The organism is Methylobacterium fujisawaense, assembly GCF_039619325.1.
GTDB lineage: Bacteria > Pseudomonadota > Alphaproteobacteria > Rhizobiales > Beijerinckiaceae > Methylobacterium > Methylobacterium fujisawaense.
In genome coordinates this window covers 5,332,253-5,357,306 of record NZ_CP155000.1, presented here as the reverse complement: position 1 = coordinate 5,357,306, position 25,054 = coordinate 5,332,253, and the positions used below count along the sequence as shown (strand labels likewise).

Genomic DNA, 25,054 nt, shown 5'->3' with positions numbered 1-25,054 from the left:
AGCCGGAGCGCCGATGCTGGTGAATCACGAGCGCCGCCTTCTCATCCGAGCAGCCGAGACTGTGGGACACCGGATTGCGGTCTGCAGACAGGCGAACGCGTCCTGGCCCGGCGACCACAGCCGGCTCCTCGCGCTCGAAAGCACCGGTCATCTCCGACGGGTCGACCATTGCGGAGACTCCGAGGGTACGGTCGCCGTCTGGCAGATCACCCCAGCCGGACTGGTCCAGCTTCAGATGCTGACGTCGGGAGCTCACTGATGGCGTCCATCAAGATCCGTGCAACCGATGACGGGACCTTCGTGGTCTATCGGAATGGCGCGGTCGTGGCCTCTGGTCTGTGTCAGGCGACACGGCAAACTGACCCCCTGACGCCATGAGGATCTGACCCCCTCGATGAGCGAGGAGGTCGAGATGATCAGGAACGAGGCTCAGGCTCTGACGCGGATGGACGATCCGTGGAGGGCCGAGATGAAGACGCCGGACGACGTGTCGGCGATGATGCGGCTGCAGGCGCTCGGCTGGGGCGCGAAGCGGATCGCAGCCGAGCTTGGCTGTTCGAAGAACACGGTGAAGCAGTGGCTGCGACGGGGGGATTGGCGCCCCTGCGCGACGCCCTCGCGCTCGAAGCAGCTCGACGGCTTGGCGGACTGGCTGGTCGAACGCTTCCGGCAGCATGCGGGCAACGCCGACGTCGTGCGCCAGGATCTGGCGACCGAGAAGGGCATCCACGTCAGCCTGCGCACGGTGGAGCGGGCGGTCGCGCCGTTGCGGCGGGATCTGGTGATCGCCGCGCGGGCGAGCGTGCGGTTCGAGACGCGGCCGGGCGAGCAGATGCAAATCGACTTTGGCGAACGGCGCGTCGAGATCGGCGGCGTGCCGACTCGGGTCTCCCTGTTCGTAGCGACGCTCGGCTACTCGCGCCGCCTGCACGTGCGTGCCTTCGGCCACGAACGGCAGGAGGACTGGTTCGCCGGGCTGGAGAGCGCTTTCCGGGCTTTCGGCGGCGTGCCACACGAGGTGTTGCTCGACAACGCTCGCGCCCTGGTCTTGCACCACGACCCTGTGAGCCGCGAGGTCGTCCTGCACCCGCGCCTGCACGCCTTCTCCCGCCACTGGGGCTTCCGGGTGCGGGCCTGCGCCCCGTACCGGGCGCGCACGAAGGGCAAGGACGAGCGCGGCGTCGGCTACGTCAAGAACAATGCCGTGGCCGGCCGCCGCTTCGCGAGCTTCGCAGCCCTGGAGGCGCATCTCGATGCCTGGACGCGGGACGTCGCCGACCGGCGCGTGCACGGCACGACCGGCGAGGCGCCGGGCGAGCGGTTCGCCCGCGACGAGGCTCGGGCGCTACGGCCGCTCGCGGGCGTGCCGCCGTTTTCCGCCGCGCGCGATCTCGTGCGCCGGGTCGGAGCGGACTGCGCGGTTGCGGTCGACGGCAACGCTTACTCGGTACCCTGGCGGCTGATCGGTGAGCGGGTGCGGGTCACCGTGAGCGGAGCGGTGGTGCGCGTCCACCACGGCGGACGGGAGGTCGCCGCGCATGCCGAACTGAAGGGACGTCACGGCCGTGCGGTCGACGACGCTCATCTGGCCGGGCTCGTGGGTAGCCGTGAGCGACCGGCTCATCGGCGCGACCCGCCTCCTCTCGTGGCGACGCCGGAACTGCTGCGTCCGCTCGCCGAGTACGAGGCTGTCGCCGGGGGAGGCTTCTGATGAGCGAGGAACACGATCACCTCACCGTACTGCTCGACCGCCTGAAGCTGACGGCCATGCGTGACCAACTCGACAGCCTGATCGACGAGGCCGGCCGGGGCGAACTGACGATCCGCGAGGCGCTGACGCTGTTCTGCGAGCGGGAGATCGCCCGGCGCGATCAGCGGCGCATCGACATGGCCTTCGGGCTGGCCCGCTTCCCGTTCGTGCGCGACCTGACCGGCTTCGACTTCGGCGCACAGCCCTCGTTGGACAAGGCGCAGATCCGCGAGATCGCCACCGGCCGCTTCATCGCCAACGGTGAGGCGGTGCTGCTCCTCGGACCACCCGGGGTGGGCAAGACGCATCTGGCGGTGGCGATCGGGCGTGCGGCGATCGTGGCCGGCTACGGCGTGTTGTTCACCCCAGCCACGACGCTCGTGGCGCAGTTGGCCAAGGCGCACGCCGAGGGGCGGCTGGAGGAGCGGCTGACGCACTATGCCAAGCCGAAGCTGCTGATCATCGATGAGCTCGGCTACCTGCCGTTCGAGCCGGATGCCGCGCACCTGTTCTTCCAGCTCGTCAGTCGCCGCTACGAGCGCGGCGCGATGCTGGTGACCTCGAACCGGGCGGTGGGCGAGTGGGGCAGCGTGTTCGGGGACGCGGTGGTGGCCACCGCCATCCTCGACCGGCTGCTGCACCATAGCCACGTCGTCACCATCCGCGGTGACAGCTACCGCCTGCGCGAGAAGCGTCGCAGCGGACTTCTACAGAGGGCCGCTATCGTCCCCAACCCCACGCCCGTCTAGGCGAGGAAACCGGCATGGGGGTCAGATCCTCGTGACGCGAAGGGGTCAGTTCCGGTTGTCGCTTGAAAGTCTGACCCGCTGGCAGGCCGAGCGCTGCGCCACAGTGCTCGGCTGGATCGCGCAGGGTCATTGAGGACGCAGCCACAGCCCTTCGCCGTCCCCGCCTCTGAACGGATTCTGTCGGCCCGGGCGCCCTCTGCAATCGGCGAAATCTATTCCAAGCGAAATCGGCGCCTGATCCGGGCCTTTCGGCTGCGATGTCGTCGATGGCCTCAAACGCGCGCATCGCGTGCGGACGTTGACCGATCGGTCTTCTCCGTGCGGCCGTTCATCCGGGAGGCTCGGACGCCCATCGCTGACCATGCTGCACGACGTCTTCAGACGACACGATCCGCGCGCGACGGGCAAGATCGTCGGGAAGATCAGCGAATCGCGGAGTTCTTCGGGTAACGAATTTTTAATCCTCACGGCAGGATCATCCTGCCATGGCCCGGCACATGATCCAGGCCACGTCGATCGGGCGAGGCTCCGATGATCGTGTTGATTGCGGCGGCGATCGCCGGTGGACTCGCGACGGCGGCGATTCTCGCGCCGGTCAGCGGTCTGGTCGCGCTGATCCTCGTGCCCCTCGCGGCCAGTGCAGCGGCCATCTTCGCGGGCATCTCCATCGCGTGGCGCGGCGCTCACGAGGATACCGATCGTCACGGCGGCCGGGCACGGTCCGATGGGATGGCGGTCGCGCCGGTGCGTATCCATCGCTGACGGTCGACTTGATCGTCGCGCCGCCACGGCGTCGCGCGCCGTGCCGCAGCCTGCCCGCGAGATCGGCGCCATTGCCAGGATCGGGGACCAAAGCCCATTCTGCTCGGGATGAGGCCACCCGTCCCCCTCTCCGCAGTCCGGATCTTTGAGGCCGCTGCCCGGCGACGCTCGTTCAAAGCCGCAGCCGGCGAATTGAACCTGTCCCCGAGCGCGGTCAGTCACGCTCTCCGCAAGATGGAAGAAGCCCTGGGCGTCGTTCTGTTCGAACGCGCCGGGCAGGGCATCGTGCCGACGCCGGCCGGTGAGGCGTTGTGCGATCATGTCGGGCGCGCCTTCGCGGAACTCAACCGCGGCTTCGACCTCGTGGCGAATCGCGGGCCGCAGCTGCTCAGGCTGCACTGCGCGCCGAGCTTCGCCGCGCAGTGGCTTGCCCCGCGCCTCGCCCGGTTCCTCAGCGCCCATCCGGGCTTCGAGGTCCGCCTCGCCGCCGGCATGGATTACGCCCGCTTCATCACCGACGAATTCGACGCCGACATCGTCTACGGACCGCCCCGCGGGGAAGGTCTGCTGCGCATGCCGCTGGGCCCGGAGACGGTGACGCCGCTCTGCGATCCCGCGCGGGCCGCCCGGATCCGCGAGCCGGCCGACCTCCTGGCTCAGACCCTGATCCAAAGCGACAACAAGCAGGTGCGCTGGACGCACTGGTTCGAGCGGAATCAGCTTGCCGCGCAGCCGAACGCGGGCATCCGCTTCGATCGGAGCTTCCTGGCCCTGGCTGCCGCCGCCGACGGGCTCGGTGTCGCCCTGGAATCCACCCGCCTCGCCGAGCGCGAGGTCGCGGCCGGCCGCCTCGTCGCGCCGCTGGCCGGACGGTCTCAGGACATCAGCTACGTCGGTCACCATTTCGTCTGCCCCGCCGATGTGCGCCGGCGCGCGCCGCTGCGGGTCTTCGCGCGGTGGCTGGCCGAGGAACTCGAAATCACGCTGAGTCCCGACCTCGCCTGACGCGGCGACAGGTGACTGGGATTCACTTGCGCGTGCAAATTCCGCGTTTGTCGCGGAGGCAGCGCGTCGGCACTCTCGTCGCAACAAAACAGGCGGGAGGAGACGACGCCGCAGGCCGCTCGATCCAAGGGCTCGGTCCCTGGAATCGCAGCCGGCGGCCGGACGCCCCTTCCGTCGCGACGACAGGTCCGATCCCGCGCTGTCGCGGGTCGCCGGGAGGGATCCATGCTGTTGAACGACCGGGTGTGCGTGATCACCGGGGCGGCCTCCGCCCGCGGCATCGGCAAAGCCACCGCGCGGCTCTTCGCAAGCCACGGCGCCCGCGTCGCCGTTCTCGATCTCGATGCGGGCCAGGCCGAGGCTGCCGCCCGCGACATCGGCCCGGGCCATCTCGGCCTCGCCTGCAACGTCACCGACCGGGCGGCCTGCTCGACGGCGGCGGAGGAGATCATCGGCCGCCTCGGGCGCATCGACGTGCTGGTCAACAATGCCGGCATCACCCAGCCCCTGAAGATCATGGAGATCGGGCCGGAGAACTACGACGCGGTCACCGACGTGAACCTGCGCGGTACGCTCTACATGAGCCAGGCCGTGATCCCGGCGATGCGCCGCCAGGGCTCCGGCGCGATCGTGTGCATGTCGTCGGTCTCGGCCCAGCGGGGCGGCGGCATCTTCGGCGGCCCGCATTACAGCGCCGCCAAGGGCGGTGTGCTGGGCCTCGCCAAGGCCATGGCCCGGGAGCTGGGTCCGGACGGCGTGCGGGTGAACTCGGTAACCCCCGGCCTGATCCAGACCGACATCACCGGCGGCAAGCTCACCCCCGAGCTCAAGGTCGAGATCGCCAAGGGCATCCCGCTGGGGCGCCTCGGCGTGGCGGACGACGTCGCCAATGCCTGCCTGTTCCTCGCCTCCGACCTGTCCACGTACATCACCGGCGCGGTGATCGACGTGAACGGCGGCATGCTGATCCACTGAGGAGGTCGCCATGGCGATCGACGTCCCGACCGAGCGGCCGCGCGCCGGCTCCAATGTGCCGCTGAGCGAGCGCGCCTACCGCATCCGCCGCCACGCCCTGCGCATGGGCGAGGTCCAGGGCCAGGGCTACATCGCCCAGGCGCTCGGCATCGCCGACGTGCTGGCGGTGAGCTACTTCCACGCGCTGACCTACCGGCCCGAGGATCCCGAATGGGAAGGCCGCGACCGCTTCCTGCTGTCGATCGGCCACTACGCCATCGCCCTCTACGCCGCCCTGATCGAGGCGGAGATCCTCCCCGAGGACGAGCTGACGAGCTACGGCGGCGACGACAGCCGCCTGCCGATGTCCGGCATGGCCGCCTACACGCCCGGCATGGAGATCACCGGCGGGTCGCTCGGCCACGGGCTCGGCATCGCGGTCGGCATGGCGCTGGGGCTGAAGCGGAAGAACTCGAACAGCTTCATCTACAACCTGTTCTCCGACGGCGAACTCGACGAGGGCTCGACCTGGGAGGCGGCGATGTCGGCCGGCTCGTTCAAGCTCGACAACCTGATCGGCCTCGTCGACGTGAACGGCATGCAGGCGGACGGCGCCTCGCACGGGGTGCTCGATTTCGAGCCGCTGGCGCCGAAGTTCGAGGCCTTCAACTGGTTCGTGCAGCGGGTCGACGGCAACGACATCGACGCGCTGGTCCGGGCCTTCGACGCCGCGCGCCACCATCCGGGCCCGCAGCCCCGGATCATCATCTGCGACACCCGCATGGCGAAGGGCGTGCCGTTCCTCGAGGCGCGCGAGCGCAACCACTTCCTGCGGGTCGAGCCGGACGAGTGGCAGCGGGCCCTGGCGATCCTGGATGAAGGGAGGGTGCGGTGAGACGCTCCAAATACGAGAAACCCACCCCCCGCACCGGCGGCGGCGCCAAGACCTCGGCGATGATCGCCTCGCTCGCCGCCCCCGGACAGCGCACGAAGGCCGCGCCCTTCGGCCACGCCCTGGTCGAGCTCGCCAAGACCCGGCCCGACATCGTCGGCCTCTCGGCGGACCTGTCGAAATACACGGACCTGCACATCTTCGCGCAGGCCCATCCCGAGCGGTTCTACCAGATGGGGATGGCCGAGCAGCTCCTCATGAGCGCCGCCGCGGGCTTGGCTCGTGAGGGGTTCACGCCCTTCGCCACCACCTACGCGGTCTTCGCGGCGCGGCGCGCCTACGACTTCATCTGCCTCGCGATCGCGGAGGAGAATCTCGACGTCAAGATCGCCTGCGCCCTGCCCGGCCTGACCACCGGCTACGGCCCGAGCCACCAGGCGACGGAGGATCTCGCGATCTTCCGCGGGATGCCGAACCTCACGATCATCGACCCCTGCGACGCCCACGAAACCGAGCAGGTCGTCCCCGCCATGGCGGCCCATAAGGGACCGGTCTACCTGCGGCTCCTGCGCGGGAACGTGCCCCTGGTGCTCGACGAGTACGGCTACCGGTTCGAGTTGGGGAAGGCCAAGACGATCCGCGACGGCCGCGACGTCCTGGTGATTGCGTCGGGCCTGATGACCATGCGCGCCCTGGAGGTCGCCGAGGCCCTGCGCGACGACCGGGTCGACGTGGCGGTGCTCCACGTGCCGACGATCAAGCCCCTCGACACGGCGACGGTCCTGCATGAGGCCGGGCGCGGCGGCCGGCTCGTGGTGGTGGCCGAGAACCACAGCGTGATCGGCGGCCTCGGCGAGGCGGTGGCCGGTCTCCTGATGCGCAACGGCGTGATGCCGGGCCGCGGCTTCCGCCAGATCGGCCTGCCGGACGAATTCCTCGATGCCGGCGCCTTGCCGACGCTCCACGACCGCTACGGCATCTCGGCCGCCGCGATGGCGCGGAGCATCCGCGCATGGCTCTGACCCGCATCGCCCTCGTCGGCCTCGGCGCCATGGGCCTGCCGATGGCGACCAACCTGGTCGCGGCAGGTTTCGCGGTCCGCGGCTACGATCTGCGGCCCGAGAGCCGCGCGGCCTTCGCGGCGGCCGGCGGAGTTGCGGCCGAAAGGCCGGCCGCTGTCGCCCAGGGCAGCGACGCGCTCCTCCTCATGGTGGTGAACGCCGCGCAGGCCGAGGACGTGCTGTTCGCCCAGGGCGCCCTCGACGCAATGGAACCGGACGGCATTGTGGCCCTGATGGCCACCTGTCCGCCGAAAGCGGTGGAGCACCTCGCCGAGCGCGTGGCGGCGACCGGCCGCCGCTTCGTCGACGCGCCGGTCTCGGGCGGCGTCGTCGGCGCGCAGGCCGGCACGCTCACGATCATGGCGGCGGCGCCCGCGGAGACGCTGGCCGCGCTGAGGCCGGTGCTGGAGGCCCTGGGCGACCGGATCTTCCATGTCGGCGAGCGGCCCGGACAGGGCGCCACCGTCAAGGCCGTCAATCAGCTCCTGTGCGGCGTGCACATCGCCGCCGCCGCCGAGGCGCTGGCGCTCGCCGGGCGCGTCGGCGTCGACCGCGACGTGGTCCTCGAGATCCTCACGGGCTCCTCCGCCGCGAGCTGGATGCTGCGGGACCGCGGCCCCCGGATGCTGGAGGACGAACCGCAGGTCACGAGCGCGGTCGACATCTTCGTGAAGGACCTCGGCATCGTGCTGGAGGCCGGCCGCGGCGCCGGGACGGCGCTGCCGCTCGCGGCGCTCGCCCATCAGCTCTTCGTCTCGACCTCCGGGCGCGGCGACGGCGCCGCCGACGACAGCCAGGTGATCCGCGCCTACCGCCTGCTCAACGGCGACGGCGCCTGACGCGCCGCGCAGGGCGCGCGACGACGGCGCCGGGTCCGCACCCGCCGCCCCGGACAGCAATGCGGGTCGCACGCTCCACCGGCGGTCAACGGCGGGGATCGGGCGGCCTGGACCACCCAGGGAGTGAAACCATGCGCGACACCCGTCTCAGTCGCCGCAGCCTGCTCGTGGGCGCGGCCGCACTACCGGCCTTCGGCATCCTCACCCGGCGCGGGCAGGCTGCCGAGTTCACCTACAAGCTCGCCAGCGGCCAGGACCCGACCCATCCGGTCAACATCCGGGCCCAGGAGGCCCTCGACCGGATCCGCGAGGCCACCAACGGCCGCCTGGAGATCAAGCTGTTCCCCGCCAACCAGCTCGGCTCGGACACCGACCTGTTGGCGCAGGTCCGCAACGGCAGCGTCGAGTTCTTCAACCTCGCGACCTCGATCCTCGCCACCTTCGTGCCCGCCGCGAGCCTGCCCAACACCGGCTTCGCGTTCAAGGATTACGACGCCGTCTGGTCGGCGATGGACGGAGGCCTCGGCACCTATGTCCGGTCCGAGATCGCCAAGACGCCGATCCTGACCGTGTCGAAGGTCTGGGACAACGGATTCCGGCAAATCACCTCCTCGACCCGCGAGATCCGGACGCCGGAGGATCTGAAGGGCTTCAAGATCCGCGTCCCGCCCGCGCCGATGCTCACCTCGCTGTTCAAGGCCTTCGACGCCGGCGCGGCGCCGATCAATTTCAACGAGCTGTACTCCTCGCTCCAGACCAAGGTGGTCGAGGGCCAGGAGAACCCGCTCGCCATCACGGCCACGACCCGGCTGTACGAGGTGCAGAAATCCTGCAGCCTGACCGGCCATGTCTGGGACGGCTACTGGATCCTCGGCAACAAGCGGGCGTGGCAGCGCCTGCCCGAGGATCTGCGCACCATCGTCTCGCGGGAACTCGACCGGTCGGCCGACGCCCAGCGGGCCGACGTCGCCAAGCTCAGCGTCTCCCTCCGGGAGAGCCTGGCCGCGAAGGGCATCACCTTCATCGACGTCGACCGCGCGCAATTCCGCGCGGCCCTGGGGCGGACGAGCTTCTACAAGGACTGGAAAACCAAGTACGGCGACGTGGTGTGGTCGCATCTTGAGGACGTGTCGGGCAAACTGACCTGACGCGCTTTCCGCCGGATCGGGTAACGGTATCGGAGAACGAAGGCGCGCCGAGACGCACCACAAGAAACACGCGAAGACGCACTCGGAGACGTTCCCGCCGGCAGCGGCATCGGGAGCGGTTCCGACGGGAGGGCGCCATGCAGATCGATATTGCGGCTGTCGAGACGACGGCAGGGGTAGAGTTGTCCGGTCCGCCCCTGCGCGCCGGAAGCTGGCTGCGCCGGCTCGATGCCGGGCTCGGCTATCTCGTGGAGATCCCCGCGGCGCTGCTCGTGCTGGCGGAGATCGCGGTGCTGCTCGGCGGCGTGGTGAGCCGCTACGTGTTCCGCGAACCCCTCGTCTGGTCGGACGAGCTCGCCTCGATCCTGTTCCTGTGGCTCGCCATGCTGGGCGCCGTGGTCGCCTTCCGGCGCGCCGAGCACATGCGCATGACCGCGTTCGTGGCGATGAGCGGCCCGCGCCTGCGCGCCTTCCTGGAGACGGTGGCGCTGGTGGCCGGCCTGATCTTCGTGGCCCTGCTGCTGGAACCGGCCTTCGAGTTCGCCAGCGAGGAGACCTTCGTCCAGACGCCGGCGCTGGAGCTGAACAACGCGTGGCGCGCCGCCGCCCTGCCGATCGGCCTCGGCCTCATGCTCGTGGTCGCGGTGATCCGCCTCCTGGAATCCGCCGATTGGCGGCTGACCGCGGGGGCGCTCGTGCTGGGCGGCGGAGTCGCCGCCGGCCTCTTGGCGCTTCAACCCTGGCTGAGGGACCTCGGCAATCTCAACCTGCTGCTGTTCTTCGTCCTCGGCGTCGGCGCCCTGGTCTTCTCGGGGGTGCCGATCGCCTTCGCATTCGGCCTCTCGACCTTCGCCTACATCACGCTCACCACCGACGCGCCCTCCATGGTGGTGGTCGGCCGCATGGACGAGGGCATGAGCCACCTGATCCTGCTTGCGGTGCCGCTCTTCGTCTTCCTCGGCCTCCTGATCGAGATGACCGGCATGGCCCGCGCCATGGTGGGGTTCCTGGCCTCGCTGCTCGGCCACGTCCGCGGCGGCCTGCACTACGTGCTGGTCGGGGCGATGTACCTCGTCTCGGGCATCTCCGGTTCGAAGGCCGCCGACATGGCGGCGGTGGCGCCCGTGCTGTTCCCGGAGATGAAGGCCCGCGGCGCCAAGGAGGGTGACCTCGTGGCCCTTCTCGCCACCACGGGCGCACAGACCGAGACGATCCCGCCCTCGATCGTGCTGATCACCATCGGCTCGGTCACCGGCGTATCGATCACCGCCCTGTTCACCGGCGGCCTCCTGCCGGGCCTCGTCCTCGCCGTGACTTTGTGCGCGCTGGTCTGGTGGCGCTACCGCCGGGAGGACCTGAGCCACGTCGCCCGGCCGTCCGGGCGGATCATCGGTCGCGCCTTCCTGGTGGCGATCCCGGCTCTGGCGCTGCCCTTCGTGATCCGCTTCGCCGTGGTCGAGGGCATCGCAACCGCCACGGAGGTTTCGACCATCGGGATCGTCTACGCGGCGCTGGCGGGCCTGCTGATCTACCGCCAGTTCGACTGGCGGCGGCTCTACCCGATGCTGGTGACCACCGCGACCCTGTCGGGGGCGATCCTGCTGATCATCGGGGCGGCCACCGGCATGGCCTGGGCGCTGACGCAGTCGGGCTTCTCGCAGACGCTCGCCGAGGTGATGAAGAGTCTGCCCGGCGGAGCCCTCGGCTTCCTGTTCGTCTCGGCCGTCGCCTTCATCATCCTGGGCTCGGTGCTGGAGGGCATCCCGGCCATCGTCCTCTTCGGGCCGCTGCTGTTCCCGATCGCACGGGCGGTGGGCGTCCACGAGGTCCACTACGCCATGGTGGTGATCCTCGCGATGGGCATCGGCCTGTTCGCCCCGCCCTTCGGCGTCGGCTACTACGCGGCCTGCGCGATCAGCCGGATCCACCCCGATGCCGGGATGCGCCCGATCGTCGGCTACATCGTGGCCCTGCTGATCGGCCTCCTCGCCATCATCCTCGTCCCCTGGTTCTCGATCGGCTTCCTCTGAAGGCGCCTGCGCGAACCTGAAGGCTCTGCGCCCCGGCGGATGCCGGATCGGCGCGGGACGGCGGGTCAGAACACAGACCGAGATCCATCCCGGGCCGCCGCGGTGCCGCCCGGGCGGCCTTCGCGCGCCGAAAATTCGCACCGCCCGAGCCAGACCCATGCCCGACACGCCCGATGCCATGCTCACGGCCCGGATGGCCGACGCGATCCGCTTCCTCGCCCTCGACGCCATCGAGCGGGCTGGGGACGGGCATCCCGGCGCGCCCCTCGGCTGCGCCGAGATCGCCGTGGCGCTGTTCACCCGCCATCTGCGCTGCAACCCCGCCGACCCGGTCTGGCCCGACCGCGACCGCTTCGTCCTCTCGAACGGCCACGGCTCCATGCTGCTCTACGCGGCCCTCCATCTCGCCGGCTATGAAGGCCTGCCGATGGAGCAGATCCGGCGGTTCCGCGAGCTCGGCGCCCACACCCACGGCCATCCGGAAATCGCCCCGGAACTCGGGATCGAGGCGACCACCGGCCCGCTCGGACAGGGCATCGCCAACGCCGTCGGCATGGCGGTGGCCGAGGCCAGGCTCGCGGCGACCTTCGGCTCCGATCTGGTGGATCACCGCACCTACGCCCTGGTCGGCGACGGCTGCCTGCAGGAAGGCATCGCCCACGAGGTGATCTCGCTGGCCGGCCATCTGCGCCTGGGAAAGCTCACCTTCCTGTGGGACGACAACCGCATCACCGACGACGGCGCCACCGACCTGTCCATCTCGGAGGACGTCCGCGCGCGCTTCCGCGCCGCCGACTGGCAGGTGATCGACGCCGACGGGCACGACGTCGAGGCGGTCTCGGCGGCGATCCGGCTCGCCCAGGGCGACCCGCGCCCGACCCTGATCGCCTGCCGCACCGTGATCGGGCGGGGCCTGCCGCGCCTCGAGGGCCAGCGCGGCGCCCATGGCGGGCGCGTGCGCGCCAGCGACTGCGCCGAGGCGCGGGCCGCCCGGGGGTGGGATCACCCGCCCTTCACCGTGCCCGACGATGTCGCCGCGGCGTGGCAGGCCGGCGTTTCCGGCCGCAACCGCGACGGCTACACCGCCTGGACGAGGCGCCGGGACGCCCTGCCGGCCGAGGTGCGGGCGGAGTTCGACCGTGTTTCCGGCGCCCGCCTTCCTGAGGGCTGGCATGCGCCGCTCCGCGCGCTGCGCGACCGCTTCGCTGAGGCCGGGGCGGCGCGGCCCAGCATCGAGGTCTCCGCCAAGATCGTCGCCGCCCTGTCCGACGGCATGCCCGAACTGTTCTCGGGCGCCCCGGATCTGGAGGGGCCGACGAAGCACAAGGGTGCGCTCCACGCCTTCACGGCCCAGGACCGGTCGGGCCGCTACCTGCATTACGGCATCCGCGAGCACGCGATGGGCGCGATGATGAACGGCATCGCGGCCCATCGCGGGCTGGTGCCGGTGGGCGCGACCTATCTGGTCTTCTCCGACTATATGCGGCCGTCCCTGCGCATGGCGGCGCTGATGAACCTGCCGGTCATCACCGTCTACAGCCACGATTCGATCGCCATCGGCCGCAACGGACCGACCCATCAGCCGGTCGAGTACCTCGCGTCCCTGCGGGCCATCCCCAACATGCTGGTGCTGCGCCCGGCCGACGCGGTCGAGACAGCCGAATGCTGGGAGATGGCCCTGGCCAACCGGACCGGCCCGACATCGCTCGTCTGCTCGCGCCAGGCGCTGCCGGCACTCCGCGGGCCGGGCATCGAGGAGAACCGGAGCGCGCGGGGCGCCTACGTTCTGGCGGATGCCTCGGGTCCCCGGCGGGTGACGCTGATCGGGACCGGCTCGGAGGTCGCGCTGGCGCTTACGGCCCGCGCGATGCTGCAGGCCGAGGGTGTGCCGACCGCCGTCGTCTCCATGCCCTCCTGGGAAGCCTTCGCCGCGCAGGATGCCGGGTATCGCGCGAGCGTCATTCACCGCGATACCGTGCGGGTGGCGGTCGAAGCCGCTCTTCGCTTCGGCTGGGACCGCTGGATCGGCGAGGATGGCGGCTTCGTCGGCATGACCGGCTTCGGCGCCTCGGGCGCGCCGGAAGACCTGTTCCGCCATTTCGGCATCACCGCAGAGGCGGTGGCGGAGACTGCACGGGCGCGCCTGCGTTGAGACGCGCCTGAGGACTCAGATCATGCCGGCGCCGCCGGTGCGCACGATGCGGTCGCGCTGCTCGGCGTAGCGCCCGGCCGCGGCGCGGCGCATCGCGACGCCGAAGCGCCCGGCGATCTGCGCGAGGAGTGGCGCGCCGCTCTGGGTGCGGAAGCCGACGAGATTCGCGAGGGTGGTCATCGTACCCGATCCCGGTCATGCCCGGGCGGGGCGCCCGGCGTGTTGCGATGCAATATGAGCCGGTTTGCGAGCGCGTGTCAGAGGCTGCGCGTTCGGGCTGTCATGCAGCGAAAACATGCTTTTGGGATGGGACGTTAACAGACGCCGGAATCAGGACGGTGTGGCGACCTCGGCGACGTGTGCAGTGCGGTCTGCCCAACCGCTCAATGCGCAAGCTGCACTGTGGTGGGTCTGGACGTCTCCGCGGGCAGCGAGGCGATCCAGCGGTGCCACGGCCGCCGATCTCCCGCGACGCCGATCTGCGTCGCCGCGCGCGCGACGACGCCGTGAGAGCCGTCCGCCAGCGTCTACCGATCCGACGCCTGGGCCGGCTTTTCGAGGGGCAGATCACCGCGCGACTCGAGTTCCGCGCGGATCGCGCGCTTCGTCACCTTGCCGTAGCCGGATTTCGGAAGGGCTTCCCAGAAGAACACACGCCGGGGCAGCTTGTAGCGGGCGACCGCGGCGGACAGCCACGCGATCAATTCCCCCTCTTCCACCGACGCCCCGGGACGCGCGACGCAGACCGCAACACCGACTTCGCCCCAGGCGCGGTCGGGCACGCCCAGGATTGCGGCCTCGGAGATCGCCGGATGCGTCAGGAGCTTCTCCTCAATCTCGCGCGGATACACGTTCGAGCCGCCCGAGATGTACATGTCCGAGGCGCGGCCGGTGATGAACAGGAAGCCTTCCGCGTCGCAATGGCCGAGGTCCCCGGTCCGGAACCAGCCGTCGCGGAACGCCGCCGCGTTGGCCTCCGGGTTGTCGTAGTAGCCCGCGAAGACGGCCGGGCCGCAGACGCAGATCTCGCCGGTCTCACCGGGCGGCAATTCGCGGCCCTCCGTGTCCTGGATCTGGACCTGCATGCCCGTGCGTTCGACGCCGCAGGTGCCGACCTTCACATCGGGGCCGTCCTCGGCCGCGTGCAGGCGGGGCGGCAGCACGGTGATGTTGCCGGTCACCTCGCCGAGGCCGAAATACTGCACCAGCACCGGGCCGAGCACACGCAGCGCGTGCTGCTGATCCGCCCTGTACATCGGCGCGCCCGCGTAGATCACGTGCCGCAGGCTGGAATGATCGTGCTCCGCCACGGCCGGATGTTCGGTCAGCAGCTTCACGATGGTCGGCACGGTGAAGAGGTTCGCGATGCGCCAACGCTCAACGAGCGCCCAGACTTCTTCGGGGTCCAGCCGCTCGCCGGCGGTGAGCACCGTCTTCGTGCCGGCCGCGACCTGCGCGAGCTGGTGGATGCCGGCGCCGTGCGAGAGGGGGGCGACGACCAGGGACGCGTCGGCCTCGGTGGTGCCCGGCATCAGATCGCAGAGGTGATTGGTGACGACGAAGGCCATCTGGCCGTGTGTGAGCACCGCCGCCTTCGGCCGGCCGGTCGTGCCGGACGTGAAGAAGAACCAGCACGGATCGTCGTGCTCGACGCCGGAAACGGGCGCGGCGCGGCCCAGATGTTCGGCGACCAGCGCGTCGTAATCCGCCCCGAAGGCCGTGCCGCCGATCTCGACGACGTGGTTCAGGTCCGGGCAGGCCGCGCGCACGGCGGCGGCATGGTCCGGAAAGCCGGTCCCGCAGATGAGCGCGGAGGCACCGCTGGCGCTCGCGAGATACGCGACCTCCGACGGCGTCTGCCGGAAGTTGGTCGGCACCCAGACGGCGCCGAGCCGGAAGCAGACGAACATCGACTCGAACAGCTGGTTGCTGTTGCGCGCCTGGACCAGGACGCGGTCGCCCTTGGTCACGCCGCGGGCGGCGAGCGCCGCCGCCATGGCGTCGACCCGGGCGTCGAGCTCGGCCCAGGTCCAACTGCGCGCGCCCCAGGCGAGCCCCACCGCATCCGGGAAGCGGCGCGCGGCCCGGCGCAGGAAGTGCGCGAGGTTCATCACCCGCCGGGAGCACGGCGCGACCCCGCCGCGCGGCGCCCCCGCGGCGCTCATCAGGTGAGCTTCCCGCAGGCCTTCTCCAGCAGCGACCAGCCCTCGTCGCCGTATCGCCCCTTCCACTCGGCGTAGAAGCCGGCCTTGCGCAGCTTGTCGCGAAAGGGCTCCGGATCGGGCTTGTTGAAGACCATGCCGTTCTTCGAGAGCTCCGCCTGCAGGTTGGCGTTGAGCTGGGCGACGTCGGCGCGCTCCTTCATCCCGGCTGCGTTGATGTGGCGGGCCACCGTCTCGCGCAGATCCGGCGGCAGCCGCTCCCAGGCGCGGCGGTTCGCCAGGAACCAGTACCCGTCCCACATGTGGTTGGTGAGCGAGCAGTACTTCTGCACCTCGTAGAACTTCGTCGTGGAGATGACCGCGAGCGGGTTCTCCTGGCCCTCAACGATCTTGGTCTGCAGGGCCGAATAGGTCTCGTTGAGGTTGATCGAGGCGGGCGCGGCGTCGAAGGCCTTGAACATCGAGGTCCAGAGCGGCGAGACCGGGACGCGGATCCGGAAGCTTTTGAAATCGTCGGGCGTGGCGATCGGCCGGGTCGACGAGGTGGTCTGGCGGTAGCCGTTGTCCCAGATCTTCTCCATGGCGACGAGGCCGGACTTGGCGATCTGCTGGCGGACCCAGGCGCCGAGTTCGCCGTCCATGGCCGGCCAGACGGCGTCGTAGCTCGGGAAGGCGTAGCCGATGCCGTTGATCGACGCGTTCGGGACGAGGGTCGAGAGGATCAGCGGCGACATCGTGAAGAACTCGACGCTGCCCGAGCGCAGCTGGCTCAACGTGTCGGTGTCGGAGCCGAGCTGGCTCGTCGGGAAGATCTTGAGGTCGAACCGGCCGCCGGTCTCGGTGCGGAGCGCCTCCGCCATCTCGCGGGCGCGGATGTTCATCGGGTGCGTGTCGGGAAGGTTGTTGGCGTATTTGTAGGTGAACTCCGCCTTCTGCGCCCGCGCCACGTGCGGCGCCGCCACGGTGCCGGCGATGAGCGCCGTCGAACCGGTGGCCAGGAATCGCCGGCGGGACAGGGGCGTGCGGGACAGGGACATGGCGGCCTTTCCGGTGCGGGCCCGCGGGCCCGGCGTTTCCTCGGGTCCGCGTTGGTGCGGACTCCATCGTTGCGGCCTCGATAGCCGCTGACCTGTGCCAGTCAACGGACTTTCGCGGCCCCACCCCCGGGATTGATTGCATCTGGGCGCCCCTGACACGCCGAGCGCCGCCAAAAGCGGTCCCGACCGCGCGAGACCGCCTGCGCGACGGAATTGCCGTCGTTTCGGCGCGCCATTGGCGCGGTCTGCGTCCGCCTTCAGTCCAGGCCGGGCAGATGCACCGTCCAGGGCTCGGCGAAGGTGTGTTCCTCGAGGTTCACGCCCGGGCCTCCGCGGTCGACCACGACGAAATCCTGTGGCTGACCGTAGGGCGTGAGCACCCCGTGCCACGTGTTGCGCGCGTAGCAGATTCCCTGGCGGGGCGCGGTGACGAAGGCCTGCGGCCGACCGGGCCGGCCCTCTTCGTCCGGGCAGACCACGACCAGGAACGGCGCCGCGCTCAGCGGCAGGAACGCCTGCGCGCCGAGCGGATGCCGCTCCACCAGGCCGAGGCGCAGCGGCAGCGGATAGGGCTGCGCCTCCACCAAGCCGATCACCACGCGCGCGCCCTCCCCCACGACCTCGATCTCGGCGAGATCGTGGAAGCGGCGGGCCATCCCGGCATTCATCGGCCGCGGCGCAACGGCAGCCGCGTCGATGACCGTGCCGAACGGGGCGAAGGCCGCCGCGGTCAGAGGCCGGGCGACGATCCTGCGCGCGTCCGCGCTCAACGGCCGAGTCCGCGCGGCGCGAGCGCCGGATGGCGGTTGACGTCCTTGTAGAGCAGGTAGCGGAACGGGCCGGGCCCGCCCGCGTAGCAGGCCTGCGGGCAGAAGGCGCGCAGCCACATGAAGTCGCCCGCCGCGACCTCGACCCAGTCGCGGTTGAGTCGGTAGACCGCCTTGCCCTCCAGCACGAACAGCCCGTGCTCCATCACGTGGGTCTCCTCGAACGGGATCGAGGCGCCCGGCCGCAGGCTGACGATGTTCACGTGCATGTCGTGGCGCAGATCGTCGGAGCCCACGAAGCGGGTGGTCGCCCAGGCGCCATCGGTGCCGACCATGCCGGTCGGCTCGGCCGCCGATTCGTGCGTCACGAACGAGGGCGGCGCGTCCAGCCCCGCCGCCGGCTGGTAGGCCTTGCGGATCCAGTGGAAGCGCACGGGCCCGTCGCCGTCGTTGCGCAGGGACCAGGCCGCGCCGGGGGAGAGATAGGCGTAGCTGCCCGGCCGCAGGGCGTGCCTGGCGCCGTCGAGGGTGAGGCTCGCCGTGCCCGCGACCACGAACAGCACGCCCTGCGCCTGAGCCTCCGGCTCGGGAGTCTCGCTGCCGCCGCCCGGGGCGACCTCCATGAGGTACTGGGCGAAGGTTTCGGCGAAGCCCGAGAGCGGCCGTGCCAGGATCCAGGCCCGGGTCCCGTCCCAGCCCGGCAGGAGGCTCGTGACGATGTCGCTCATCACCCCATGGGGGATGACCGCGTAGGCCTCGGTGAACACGGCGCGGCCGGTCATCAGCGCCGTCTGGCCGGGCAGGCCGCCGCACGGGGGGTTGTAGGCTCCAGCGCTCATGGTGGGTCTCCGGGATTCGGCTTCAAGCTGTAATCGGCTGCCCCGGATCGGTCACGCGGTGTGCGGCTGCGCGACGGGGGCCTCGAGGATCGCCGCGGTGTCGGCCGTGTCCTCGCCGTTGAGAACCCGGTGAGCCTGGGCGCGATCGATATCGCCCTCCCAGGCTGCGATGACGACGGTCGCCACGCAATTGCCGATGAGGTTTCCGAGGGCACGGGCGATGCCGACGAACCAGTCGACCGACAGGACGAGGACCAGACCGATCACCGGGATCTCCGGGACCGCCGACAGCGTCGCGGCGAGGACCACGATCGCCGAGCCGGGCACGCCGTGGGCGCCCTTGGACGTCAGAAGGGCAATGCCGAGGATCAGCATCAGATGACCGAAGGACAGGTCGGTGTTGGTCGCCTGCGCAATGAACACCGTGGCCAGGGTCAGGTAGAGCGAGAAGGCATCGAGGTTGAAGGAGTAGCCGGTCGGGATCACGAGGCCGACGGTCGATTCCTTGATGCCGAGCCGCTCCATCTTGCGCATGACCTGCGGCAGCACGCAGTCGGAGGATGCGGTGCCGGCCACGACGGTCAGTTCCTCGCGCAGATAGGCGAGCAGCTTGAAGATGCTGAAGCCCGCGAGCCGCATGATGCCGCCGAGCACGACGATCACGAAGGCCGCGACGCCCCCGTAGAACAGCACGACCAGCATGCTGAGCTGCTTCAGGGATCCGACGCCGTACTTGCCGACCGTGAACGCGACGGCGCCGAGCACGCCGAGCGGCGCGAGCCGCACGATGAAGCCGATGATCCGGAAAAGGACTTCGGTGATGCGCTCCAGGCTGTCGGCCAGGGGCTTGCCGCGCTCGCCGAGGAGCGAGAGGCCGGACCCGAACAGGATCGCGAGAAGCAAAACCTGGAGGATGTCGCCCTTCGCGAAGGCGTCGACGAAGGTCGTCGGCACCAGCTTCATCAGGAAATCGACGGTGCCCGTGACCTGCCCGACCCGGTCGGTGTAGCTGGAGAGCGAATTGGCATCCAGCTTCGCCAGGTCGACGTTCATGCCCTGGCCGGGCGCGAAGACGTAGGCGAGGACCAGCCCGAGCGCGAGCGCGATGGTCGTCACCACCTCGAAGTAGATCAGGGATTTGAGGCCGACACGCCCGACCTTCCGCAGATCGCCGGCGCCGACGATGCCATGCACCACGACACCGAACACCAGCGGCGCGACGACCATCTTGATGAGCTTGATGAAGACGTCGCCGAGGGGCTTCAGGCTGACCGCAAAGTCCGGCCACAGCCGCCCGACGAGGACGCCGAGGACCAGGGCCGCGACCACCTGCCCGAAAAGCGACCCGAACACGCGCTGCATCGCAATTCCCCTGGGCAGCCTCGGACTGGCGACCGAAGCCCGATGGCGGCGCGCGGGGCGATCGTGACGCGCAGCATCGTTTCGATTTGCCGAGCTGCAAAATCGTTCCGGCCGATCTAGACGTCAAATATCTTTTTCATTCCAATTGATAGGCGTGGCATATAGATGGCGGGATGGAACTTCGGCATCTCCGCTATTTCGTGGCTGTCGCCAAATATCTGAGCTTCACGGCCGCCGCAGAGAGCCTCGGCGTGGCGCAACCCCCCCTCAGCCAGCAGATCCGCGACCTGGAGGATGAGGTCGGCACTGCCCTCTTCGAGCGGACCACGCGGCGGGTGACGCTGACCCGGGCCGGCCACGATTTCCACGTCCAGGCGCTCGCCATTCTGGAGCGGGCCGGCGAAGCGGTGGAACGGGCCCGTGCCATCGGCGCGGGTACCGCCGGCATCATCAACATCGGCCTGACCGGCTCGATGTTGGCCGGCCCGCTCGGCCCGGCGCTCCGGGACTTCGCCCGCACCTATCCGGCAGTCGATCTTCGGATCCACGAGATGTCGCCGGATCGGCAGATCGCGATGCTGAAGTCCGGTCAGACCGACCTGAGCTTCCTGCGGTGCCCCCCGGAGGATGCCGATCTGGTCCGCGTCTGCGCGTGGACCGAAACCGTACGGGTCGTCCTGCCGAAAGGCCACCGCTTGGCGACGGGCGCGCTCCGCCTCTCCGACCTTCGCGACGAGCGATTCGTCTTCCTGCGACTCTCGGATTCCCTGTTTGCCAACTACCTGTGGGATTGCTGCGCAGAGGCCGGGTTCGTCCCCTCCATCACCTATCAGGCCGTCGAGGCGGCCTCGTTGACGAGCTTGGTGGCATCGGGGCTCGGCATCGCCATCATCCCGGAATTCGTCGCCCGTCTGGCGCATGCGGACGTGGTCTACAGGCCCCTCGAAGGGCCGCCCATCCGCGCCGACGTCTTCGCGTTGTGGATGGCCCCGAAGGCTCCGCTGATCGCCAATTTCGTCGATCTGGTTCGCAGCGGCCCGGCGCCCGCCGATTAGGCAAATCGCCCGGGAATCCGCGACGGGTCGTGCGCCCAAGGCCCAAACGCGTGTCCATCGGGACGCGGCGAGCGGAAATGTGCCCGCGCTGAGCCGCAGCCGCGGCTTGTCGACAGGTCGATGCATTTTCGTGCAGGTAAGATCTTATATTCGCCTTCTTTTTTGCCGGACATATTCCCGAAACGAGTCTGATACGCTATTGCAACACTCGGTACGGAGCGCTCGCGGCCACAATGCCTTCCCAATTCATTCGCTCAGCGACCTGGGCGCCGACGATTGCTTTGTCGTGGTTCTGGGGGCTCGGATTTTTCTACGCGATCCACGTGACCCTCACGTATGGATGGCTCGGGTTTCTTGCCTTCGCTCTGCCGAATGCCACGGGCCTCGGCCTGTTCGGATGGCTGCTCGGCGCTCCCCGGCGGCGCATCGACACGATTGTCGCGTCCGTGCAGGGTCCCTACGCCCTCCTGTTCCTGGGGGCCCAGTTCTTCGCCGTCGCCATCACGATCTTCGGCTTCGCCGCCTATGCGTGGCTTCCGCTGTTCGGCCGCGACTCCGTGGTCGGCCTGGTCGCCCTGATCCTCATCGCCTGCTCGATCGCGCATGCGGTTCCGCTGCGCGGCCTCCGGACGATCCACGGCGTCGCCCTGGTCCTCGGACTGTCGGCCTGCGCGCTGCTCTTGGTTGACCTGCCCCGGCATCCGGACGGCTGGACGGTCCCGGTCCACGCCTTCGACGAGCGCTTCTACGGTCTGGTCGTGCCCTCCCTGGTCGGCTTCCTGCTCGGCCCGTGGATGGACATCCAGCATTGGCAGCGCGCCCTCGAGATCCGGCGTTCGGGGGGATCCGTGCGGGTGGCCTATGTGACCGGCGCCATCCTGTTCCTCGGACTGCTGACGCTCAATGCCCTACTCGCAGCGCGGGCGGGGCTCGGCGTGCCGGTCGTCTCGTCGGACGGGCTGCCGGGGGCTTATGCGGCCGTGGCGCAGGCGATCGGGCGGGAATCCGTGGCGGGTGCGACAGCCGCCTTCGTGGTCTGGACGGCGATCGCGGCCGCCACCACGATCGACAGCTTCTACAGCGCGACGCGGTGGCTCGGGACCTCGGTCACGGCGCGCAGCAATTCGCCGCTTCTCGCCTTCGTGCCGGCGGGACTCGTGTCCTCACCGGTCTGGATCCTCGGCGCGGCGCTCGCCACGGCGGCGGCGGCGATCTGGGCGAATCTCTCGCTCCTCTACCTGATGATGCCGTTCGCCACGCTCCTCGTCGGCGCGGCGGCCTGTCTCGTCTGCGAGACGCTCGGCGCGACGCGGCGGTACGACTCGGTCCTCAACGCCATGATCGGGGCAACGGCGTGCCTGATCTTCGTCACCGGCTATTTGGCGCCGAGTTGGGCGCTCCTGGCCATCGCGCCGCTCATCGGGCTGATCGGTGCCCTGCCGATGATCGCACAGATCCTCGGATGGCGCGCAACGCAGCCGGCCGACACGTTGATCCCGGCGGCGGAGCGGGCGCCGCGGGCGGCGCCGGTGCCCGTCGCGCTCGACCGGCCCGACACCGTCGCCTCCCACGGCTTCGACGGTCACTGGTTCGTCCTGCGCCTGATTCCGACCTATGACGATACGAATTCGGTCGGAAACGTCTATTTCGCCAATTACGTGCGCTGGGTCGGCAAGGCGCGCGAATTGTTCTTCAACGTCTGCATGCCGGATTTCGACCTGAAGTCGACGGACTTCTACATCCTGACGAAATCCTTCCATCACGACTTCCGGCGGGAAGCCATGGAGTTCGAGCCGGTCACCGTCCGGATCTCCATCGCGAGCCACAACCGGAAATTCGTGACCTTGGCGCACGAGATCCACAGCGAGGTCAACGGCCTGCTCGGCCGCGGCGAGCAGTCGCTGATGTTCGTGGATACCGTCCACTACCGGCCCCTCGATATCCCGCGCACCATCGTCGAGGGCTTCCTGCCCTACTGGCCGAAGGTGTCGCCCCACGCGGTCACGGGCGAGCCCAGCCCGGCCGGCGTGGCGCCCCTCGGCGCCTGACGGCACCTCACGCCGCCTGGACGGCGGTCGGAAGCAACTTGCGGCTGCGCGCGAGAACCGCCGCCTGCTCGGCCGGCAGCGGCTTGCTGAAGAGATAGCCCTGGAATTCGTGGCATCCCTGGTCGAGGAGGCAGATCCGCTGCGCGTCTGTCTCGACCCCTTCCGCCGTGATCGTCATGTCGAGGCGCGTCGCCATGTCGATGATGGCCCGCACGATCGCGGCGGCGCTGCCCTCGTGCGGCAGGTCGCGGACGAAGCTCTGGTCGATCTTGATCTTGTCGAAGGCGATCCGGCGCAGATAGCTGAGGCTCGAATAGCCGGTCCCGAAATCGTCCAGGGACAGGCGCACGCCCATCTCACGCAGCCTGGACAGGGTGGCATTGATCGCCGGCGTCGCCTCCAGGAATACCGATTCGGTGACCTCCAGTTCCAGGCGGGCGGCGGCCAGTCCACTCGTCCGCAAGGCAGAGCGCACGAGGTGCGGCAGATCCGAATGCCGGAACTGGCGGGGGGAGAGGTTGACGGCGATCCGGACATCCTCCGGCCAGCCGGCGGCGATCCGGCAGGCCTCTCGGAGGATCCATTCCCCGAGGGGGATGATGACGCCGGTCTCCTCGGCGAGCGGAATGAAGTCGCCCGGCGAGACGAAGCCCCGCGCGGGATGCTTCCACCGCAGGAGTGCTTCGAAACCGCCCACGCGGCACTCCTTGGCCGACACGATCGGCTGGAAGTAGAGGACGAACTCGTTCCGATCGAGCGCGCCCCGCAGATCGGACGTCAGGGCGCGCCGCGCCTCGATCCGCTCGTCCATCTCGGCTTCGTAGAACCGGTAACCGTTCCGCCCCTCGCTCTTCATGCGGTAGAGAGCGAGATCGGCCCGCCGCATGATCTCCTGGCATCCGTCCTGTGGTGCGATGGCGATCCCGATGCTGACACTGACGGTCAGCCGAATGCCGTCGACGGTGAATGGCGAGGCGAGCGCCTCGACGATGCCGCTCGCGAGGGACTCGATGGCGTGCAGGTCCCGGGCGCTCCGCCCGGCCGCGAGCACCGCGAACTCGTCACCCGCGAGGCGGGCGAGTTGCACGTCGGCGGTCTCGAAGCCGCGCAGCCGCTCGGCCACGGCTGTGAGGAGCTTGTCACCGACGGCGTGGCCGAACGTGTCGTTGACGCTCTTGAACTCGTCGAGGTCGAGGGCGAACACGGCGAACCGGTCGCCCTGCGCGAGTCGTGCCCGGGCGGTCTCCTGAAGCTGGTGGAACAGAACCCGGTTGGGGAGATCGGTCAGGGAATCGTGGAGGGCGAGATAGGACAGGCGCTCCTCGGAGCGCCGCTTCTCGGTCACATCGGAGCCGACGCCGCGATAGCCTGAGAACACGCCGGCCCGGTTGAAGGTCGGCTTTCCAGAGAGGCACCAGGTCCGCCGCTCACCGGCGATGTCGAGTTGCAGGTGGAGATTCCGGAAGACGCGTCGCTCCGCGATGCAGCTCCAGAGAGCCGTGCTCGAATGGCTTTTGGGCGGCGCCAGCGGCGGGAGCAGCAGGCGTTCCAGCGGCAGGCCCATGAGCTGTCGCTCGGAGGAACCGGCGACCTCGATCAGGCGCGGCGAGACGTGCTGCAGCCGCAGGTCGGCATCCGTCTCCCAGAGCCAATCGCTGGCACTCTCCTCGAACTCGTTGAGCAGGAGATGGGTGAATTCCTGCTGCCGCTCCAGCTCGATCTGCGCGATGACGCGCATCGTGAGCAGGCGGCTGAGGTGCAGGATCGTGAAGCAGATGAAGCTCGCATAGAAGAACAGCAGAACGCCGACATAGATGTAGAAGGCTTCGCCCGTCGCCGCGAGGGCGATGAACGAACCGACGATGATCAGGCCCGCATACCCGATGGCGACTCGGGGCAGCACCGCCGCGCTCATCCCCGTCGCGATCAGGCCCGCCATGCTGGAGGCAATCAGGAGCCGCCCATTCGGATCGGCCCCGGCGAACAGCATCACCGGGATGGAGGCCAGGAGAAGGCCATAAATCTGCGCGGCGAGGACGAGCCGCTTGACGAAGGAGGATGGCACCTCGAGCGGCTTGGGCTGCGAGCGCCAGCGCCAGCACTGCCGGAGCGAGACGACCGCCAGCGGCAGGACGAGGGCTTCCAGGCCCGCGAGATAGGCGCGGTTCCCGGGCTGCCAGAACAGGTAGACGATGACCTGTACGACACTCAGGCTCACGAGAATCGTGAAGGGCACCAGACGAAGGGCGACGTCGAGCTGCTCGATCCGCGCGCGTGCCCTGAGGTTCGCGTCGAGTGGATCAGCCTTGCGATCGGTATCGATCAGGAAAGAAATCAGCATCTCCCGCGACACAAATGCTCGTTGCAAAACCGTTACGATCGAGAACTCCGGATATCAGCGCTTAGATGCATACGAATTGGTTCGCCCACACAAGTTCAACT

Annotated in this window: 20 protein-coding genes; 13 read left to right on the top strand and 7 right to left on the bottom strand. The window is 69.4% G+C overall.

Translation table 11 applies throughout. The features are described 5' to 3' along the window. Nucleotides 1-412 precede the first annotated feature (412 nt). The 11 genes from istA to tkt all read left to right on the top strand — a co-directional run bounded on the left by istA (nt 413) and on the right by tkt (nt 13,342). Nucleotides 413-1,711 carry an IS21 family transposase gene (istA, locus tag ABC766_RS25350; protein ID WP_427902312.1) on the top strand — a complete coding sequence of 433 codons (1,299 nt, stop codon included), beginning with the start codon at nt 413-415 and terminating at the stop codon, nt 1,709-1,711. Further along, a complete protein-coding gene (gene istB, locus ABC766_RS25345) occupies nt 1,711-2,499 on the top strand; it encodes an IS21-like element helper ATPase IstB (protein WP_127991182.1) in 789 nt (262 codons plus the stop codon). Before istA ends, istB begins: the two co-directional genes overlap by 1 nt. Nucleotides 2,500-3,030: 531 nt before the next feature. Then, nucleotides 3,031-3,261, top strand: a complete 231-nt coding sequence (locus tag ABC766_RS25340; RefSeq protein WP_345819759.1) for a hypothetical protein — start codon at nt 3,031-3,033, stop codon at nt 3,259-3,261. Between the two features lie 108 nt (nt 3,262-3,369). Then, on the top strand, nt 3,370-4,266 hold the full coding sequence (locus ABC766_RS25335) for a LysR substrate-binding domain-containing protein (RefSeq protein ID WP_345819758.1): 897 nt from the start codon (nt 3,370-3,372) through the stop codon (nt 4,264-4,266). 225 nt (nt 4,267-4,491) lie between these two features. Next, on the top strand, nt 4,492-5,241 hold the full coding sequence (locus ABC766_RS25330; protein ID WP_345819757.1) for a glucose 1-dehydrogenase: 750 nt from the start codon (nt 4,492-4,494) through the stop codon (nt 5,239-5,241). Nucleotides 5,242-5,251: 10 nt separating this feature from the next. After that, a complete protein-coding gene (locus ABC766_RS25325; RefSeq protein WP_051044879.1) occupies nt 5,252-6,115 on the top strand; it encodes a transketolase in 864 nt (287 codons plus the stop codon). Then, nucleotides 6,112-7,134, top strand: coding sequence for a transketolase family protein (locus ABC766_RS25320; RefSeq protein ID WP_342144109.1), 1,023 nt, complete (start codon nt 6,112-6,114; stop codon nt 7,132-7,134). The genes ABC766_RS25325 and ABC766_RS25320 overlap by 4 nt, the downstream gene beginning before the upstream one ends. Beyond that, a complete protein-coding gene (locus ABC766_RS25315; protein WP_345819756.1) occupies nt 7,125-8,012 on the top strand; it encodes an NAD(P)-dependent oxidoreductase in 888 nt (295 codons plus the stop codon). Before ABC766_RS25320 ends, ABC766_RS25315 begins: the two co-directional genes overlap by 10 nt. 131 nt (nt 8,013-8,143) lie before the next feature. Next, nucleotides 8,144-9,160 carry a TRAP transporter substrate-binding protein gene (locus ABC766_RS25310; RefSeq protein WP_345819755.1) on the top strand — a complete coding sequence of 339 codons (1,017 nt, stop codon included), beginning with the start codon at nt 8,144-8,146 and terminating at the stop codon, nt 9,158-9,160. A 137-nt stretch (nt 9,161-9,297) separates the two neighbouring features. After that, nucleotides 9,298-11,190 (top strand): TRAP transporter large permease subunit, encoded by a 1,893-nt coding sequence (locus tag ABC766_RS25305; RefSeq protein ID WP_043353068.1) that lies wholly within the window; start codon nt 9,298-9,300, stop codon nt 11,188-11,190. Nucleotides 11,191-11,347: 157 nt separating this feature from the next. Then, entirely contained in the window at nt 11,348-13,342 is a 1,995-nt protein-coding gene (gene tkt / locus ABC766_RS25300) for a transketolase (RefSeq protein ID WP_345819754.1), read from the top strand. Nucleotides 13,343-13,357: 15 nt separating this feature from the next. On the opposite strand, the gene ABC766_RS25295 is transcribed toward tkt, so the two are convergent. The 6 genes from ABC766_RS25295 to ABC766_RS25270 all read right to left on the bottom strand — a co-directional run bounded on the left by ABC766_RS25295 (nt 13,358) and on the right by ABC766_RS25270 (nt 19,509). Next, nucleotides 13,358-13,522, bottom strand: a complete 165-nt coding sequence (locus ABC766_RS25295; RefSeq protein ID WP_167337807.1) for a hypothetical protein — start codon at nt 13,520-13,522, stop codon at nt 13,358-13,360. Between the two features lie 347 nt (nt 13,523-13,869). Continuing rightward, the gene (locus tag ABC766_RS25290; RefSeq protein ID WP_342144113.1) at nt 13,870-15,507 is read right to left on the bottom strand and encodes an acyl-CoA synthetase; all 1,638 of its coding nucleotides are present in this window, start codon (nt 15,505-15,507) and stop codon (nt 13,870-13,872) included. Further along, nucleotides 15,507-16,541, bottom strand: a complete 1,035-nt coding sequence (locus tag ABC766_RS25285; protein ID WP_043758226.1) for a TRAP transporter substrate-binding protein — start codon at nt 16,539-16,541, stop codon at nt 15,507-15,509. Before ABC766_RS25285 ends, ABC766_RS25290 begins: the two co-directional genes overlap by 1 nt. A 257-nt stretch (nt 16,542-16,798) precedes the next feature. Continuing rightward, entirely contained in the window at nt 16,799-17,311 is a 513-nt protein-coding gene (locus ABC766_RS25280) for an ureidoglycolate lyase (protein ID WP_345819753.1), read from the bottom strand. Then, entirely contained in the window at nt 17,308-18,147 is an 840-nt protein-coding gene (locus tag ABC766_RS25275) for a bifunctional allantoicase/(S)-ureidoglycine aminohydrolase (RefSeq protein WP_342144118.1), read from the bottom strand. Before ABC766_RS25275 ends, ABC766_RS25280 begins: the two co-directional genes overlap by 4 nt. Before the next feature lie 51 nt (nt 18,148-18,198). After that, nucleotides 18,199-19,509 (bottom strand): dicarboxylate/amino acid:cation symporter, encoded by a 1,311-nt coding sequence (locus tag ABC766_RS25270; protein WP_043758232.1) that lies wholly within the window; start codon nt 19,507-19,509, stop codon nt 18,199-18,201. A gap of 173 nt (nt 19,510-19,682) precedes the next feature. On the opposite strand from ABC766_RS25270, the gene ABC766_RS25265 reads away from it, so the two are divergent. Both ABC766_RS25265 and ABC766_RS25260 read left to right on the top strand, forming a co-directional pair. Further along, nucleotides 19,683-20,564, top strand: a complete 882-nt coding sequence (locus ABC766_RS25265) for a LysR family transcriptional regulator (RefSeq protein ID WP_345819752.1) — start codon at nt 19,683-19,685, stop codon at nt 20,562-20,564. Between the two features lie 281 nt (nt 20,565-20,845). Continuing rightward, nucleotides 20,846-22,612, top strand: coding sequence for a thioesterase family protein (locus tag ABC766_RS25260; protein WP_345819751.1), 1,767 nt, complete (start codon nt 20,846-20,848; stop codon nt 22,610-22,612). A gap of 7 nt (nt 22,613-22,619) precedes the next feature. Here the strand turns inward: ABC766_RS25260 and ABC766_RS25255 are convergent, their stop codons facing one another. Beyond that, nucleotides 22,620-24,953: a putative bifunctional diguanylate cyclase/phosphodiesterase gene (locus tag ABC766_RS25255; protein WP_342144124.1), complete on the bottom strand. Its 2,334-nt coding sequence runs from the start codon at nt 24,951-24,953 to the stop codon at nt 22,620-22,622. Nucleotides 24,954-25,054: the final 101 nt, after the last annotated feature.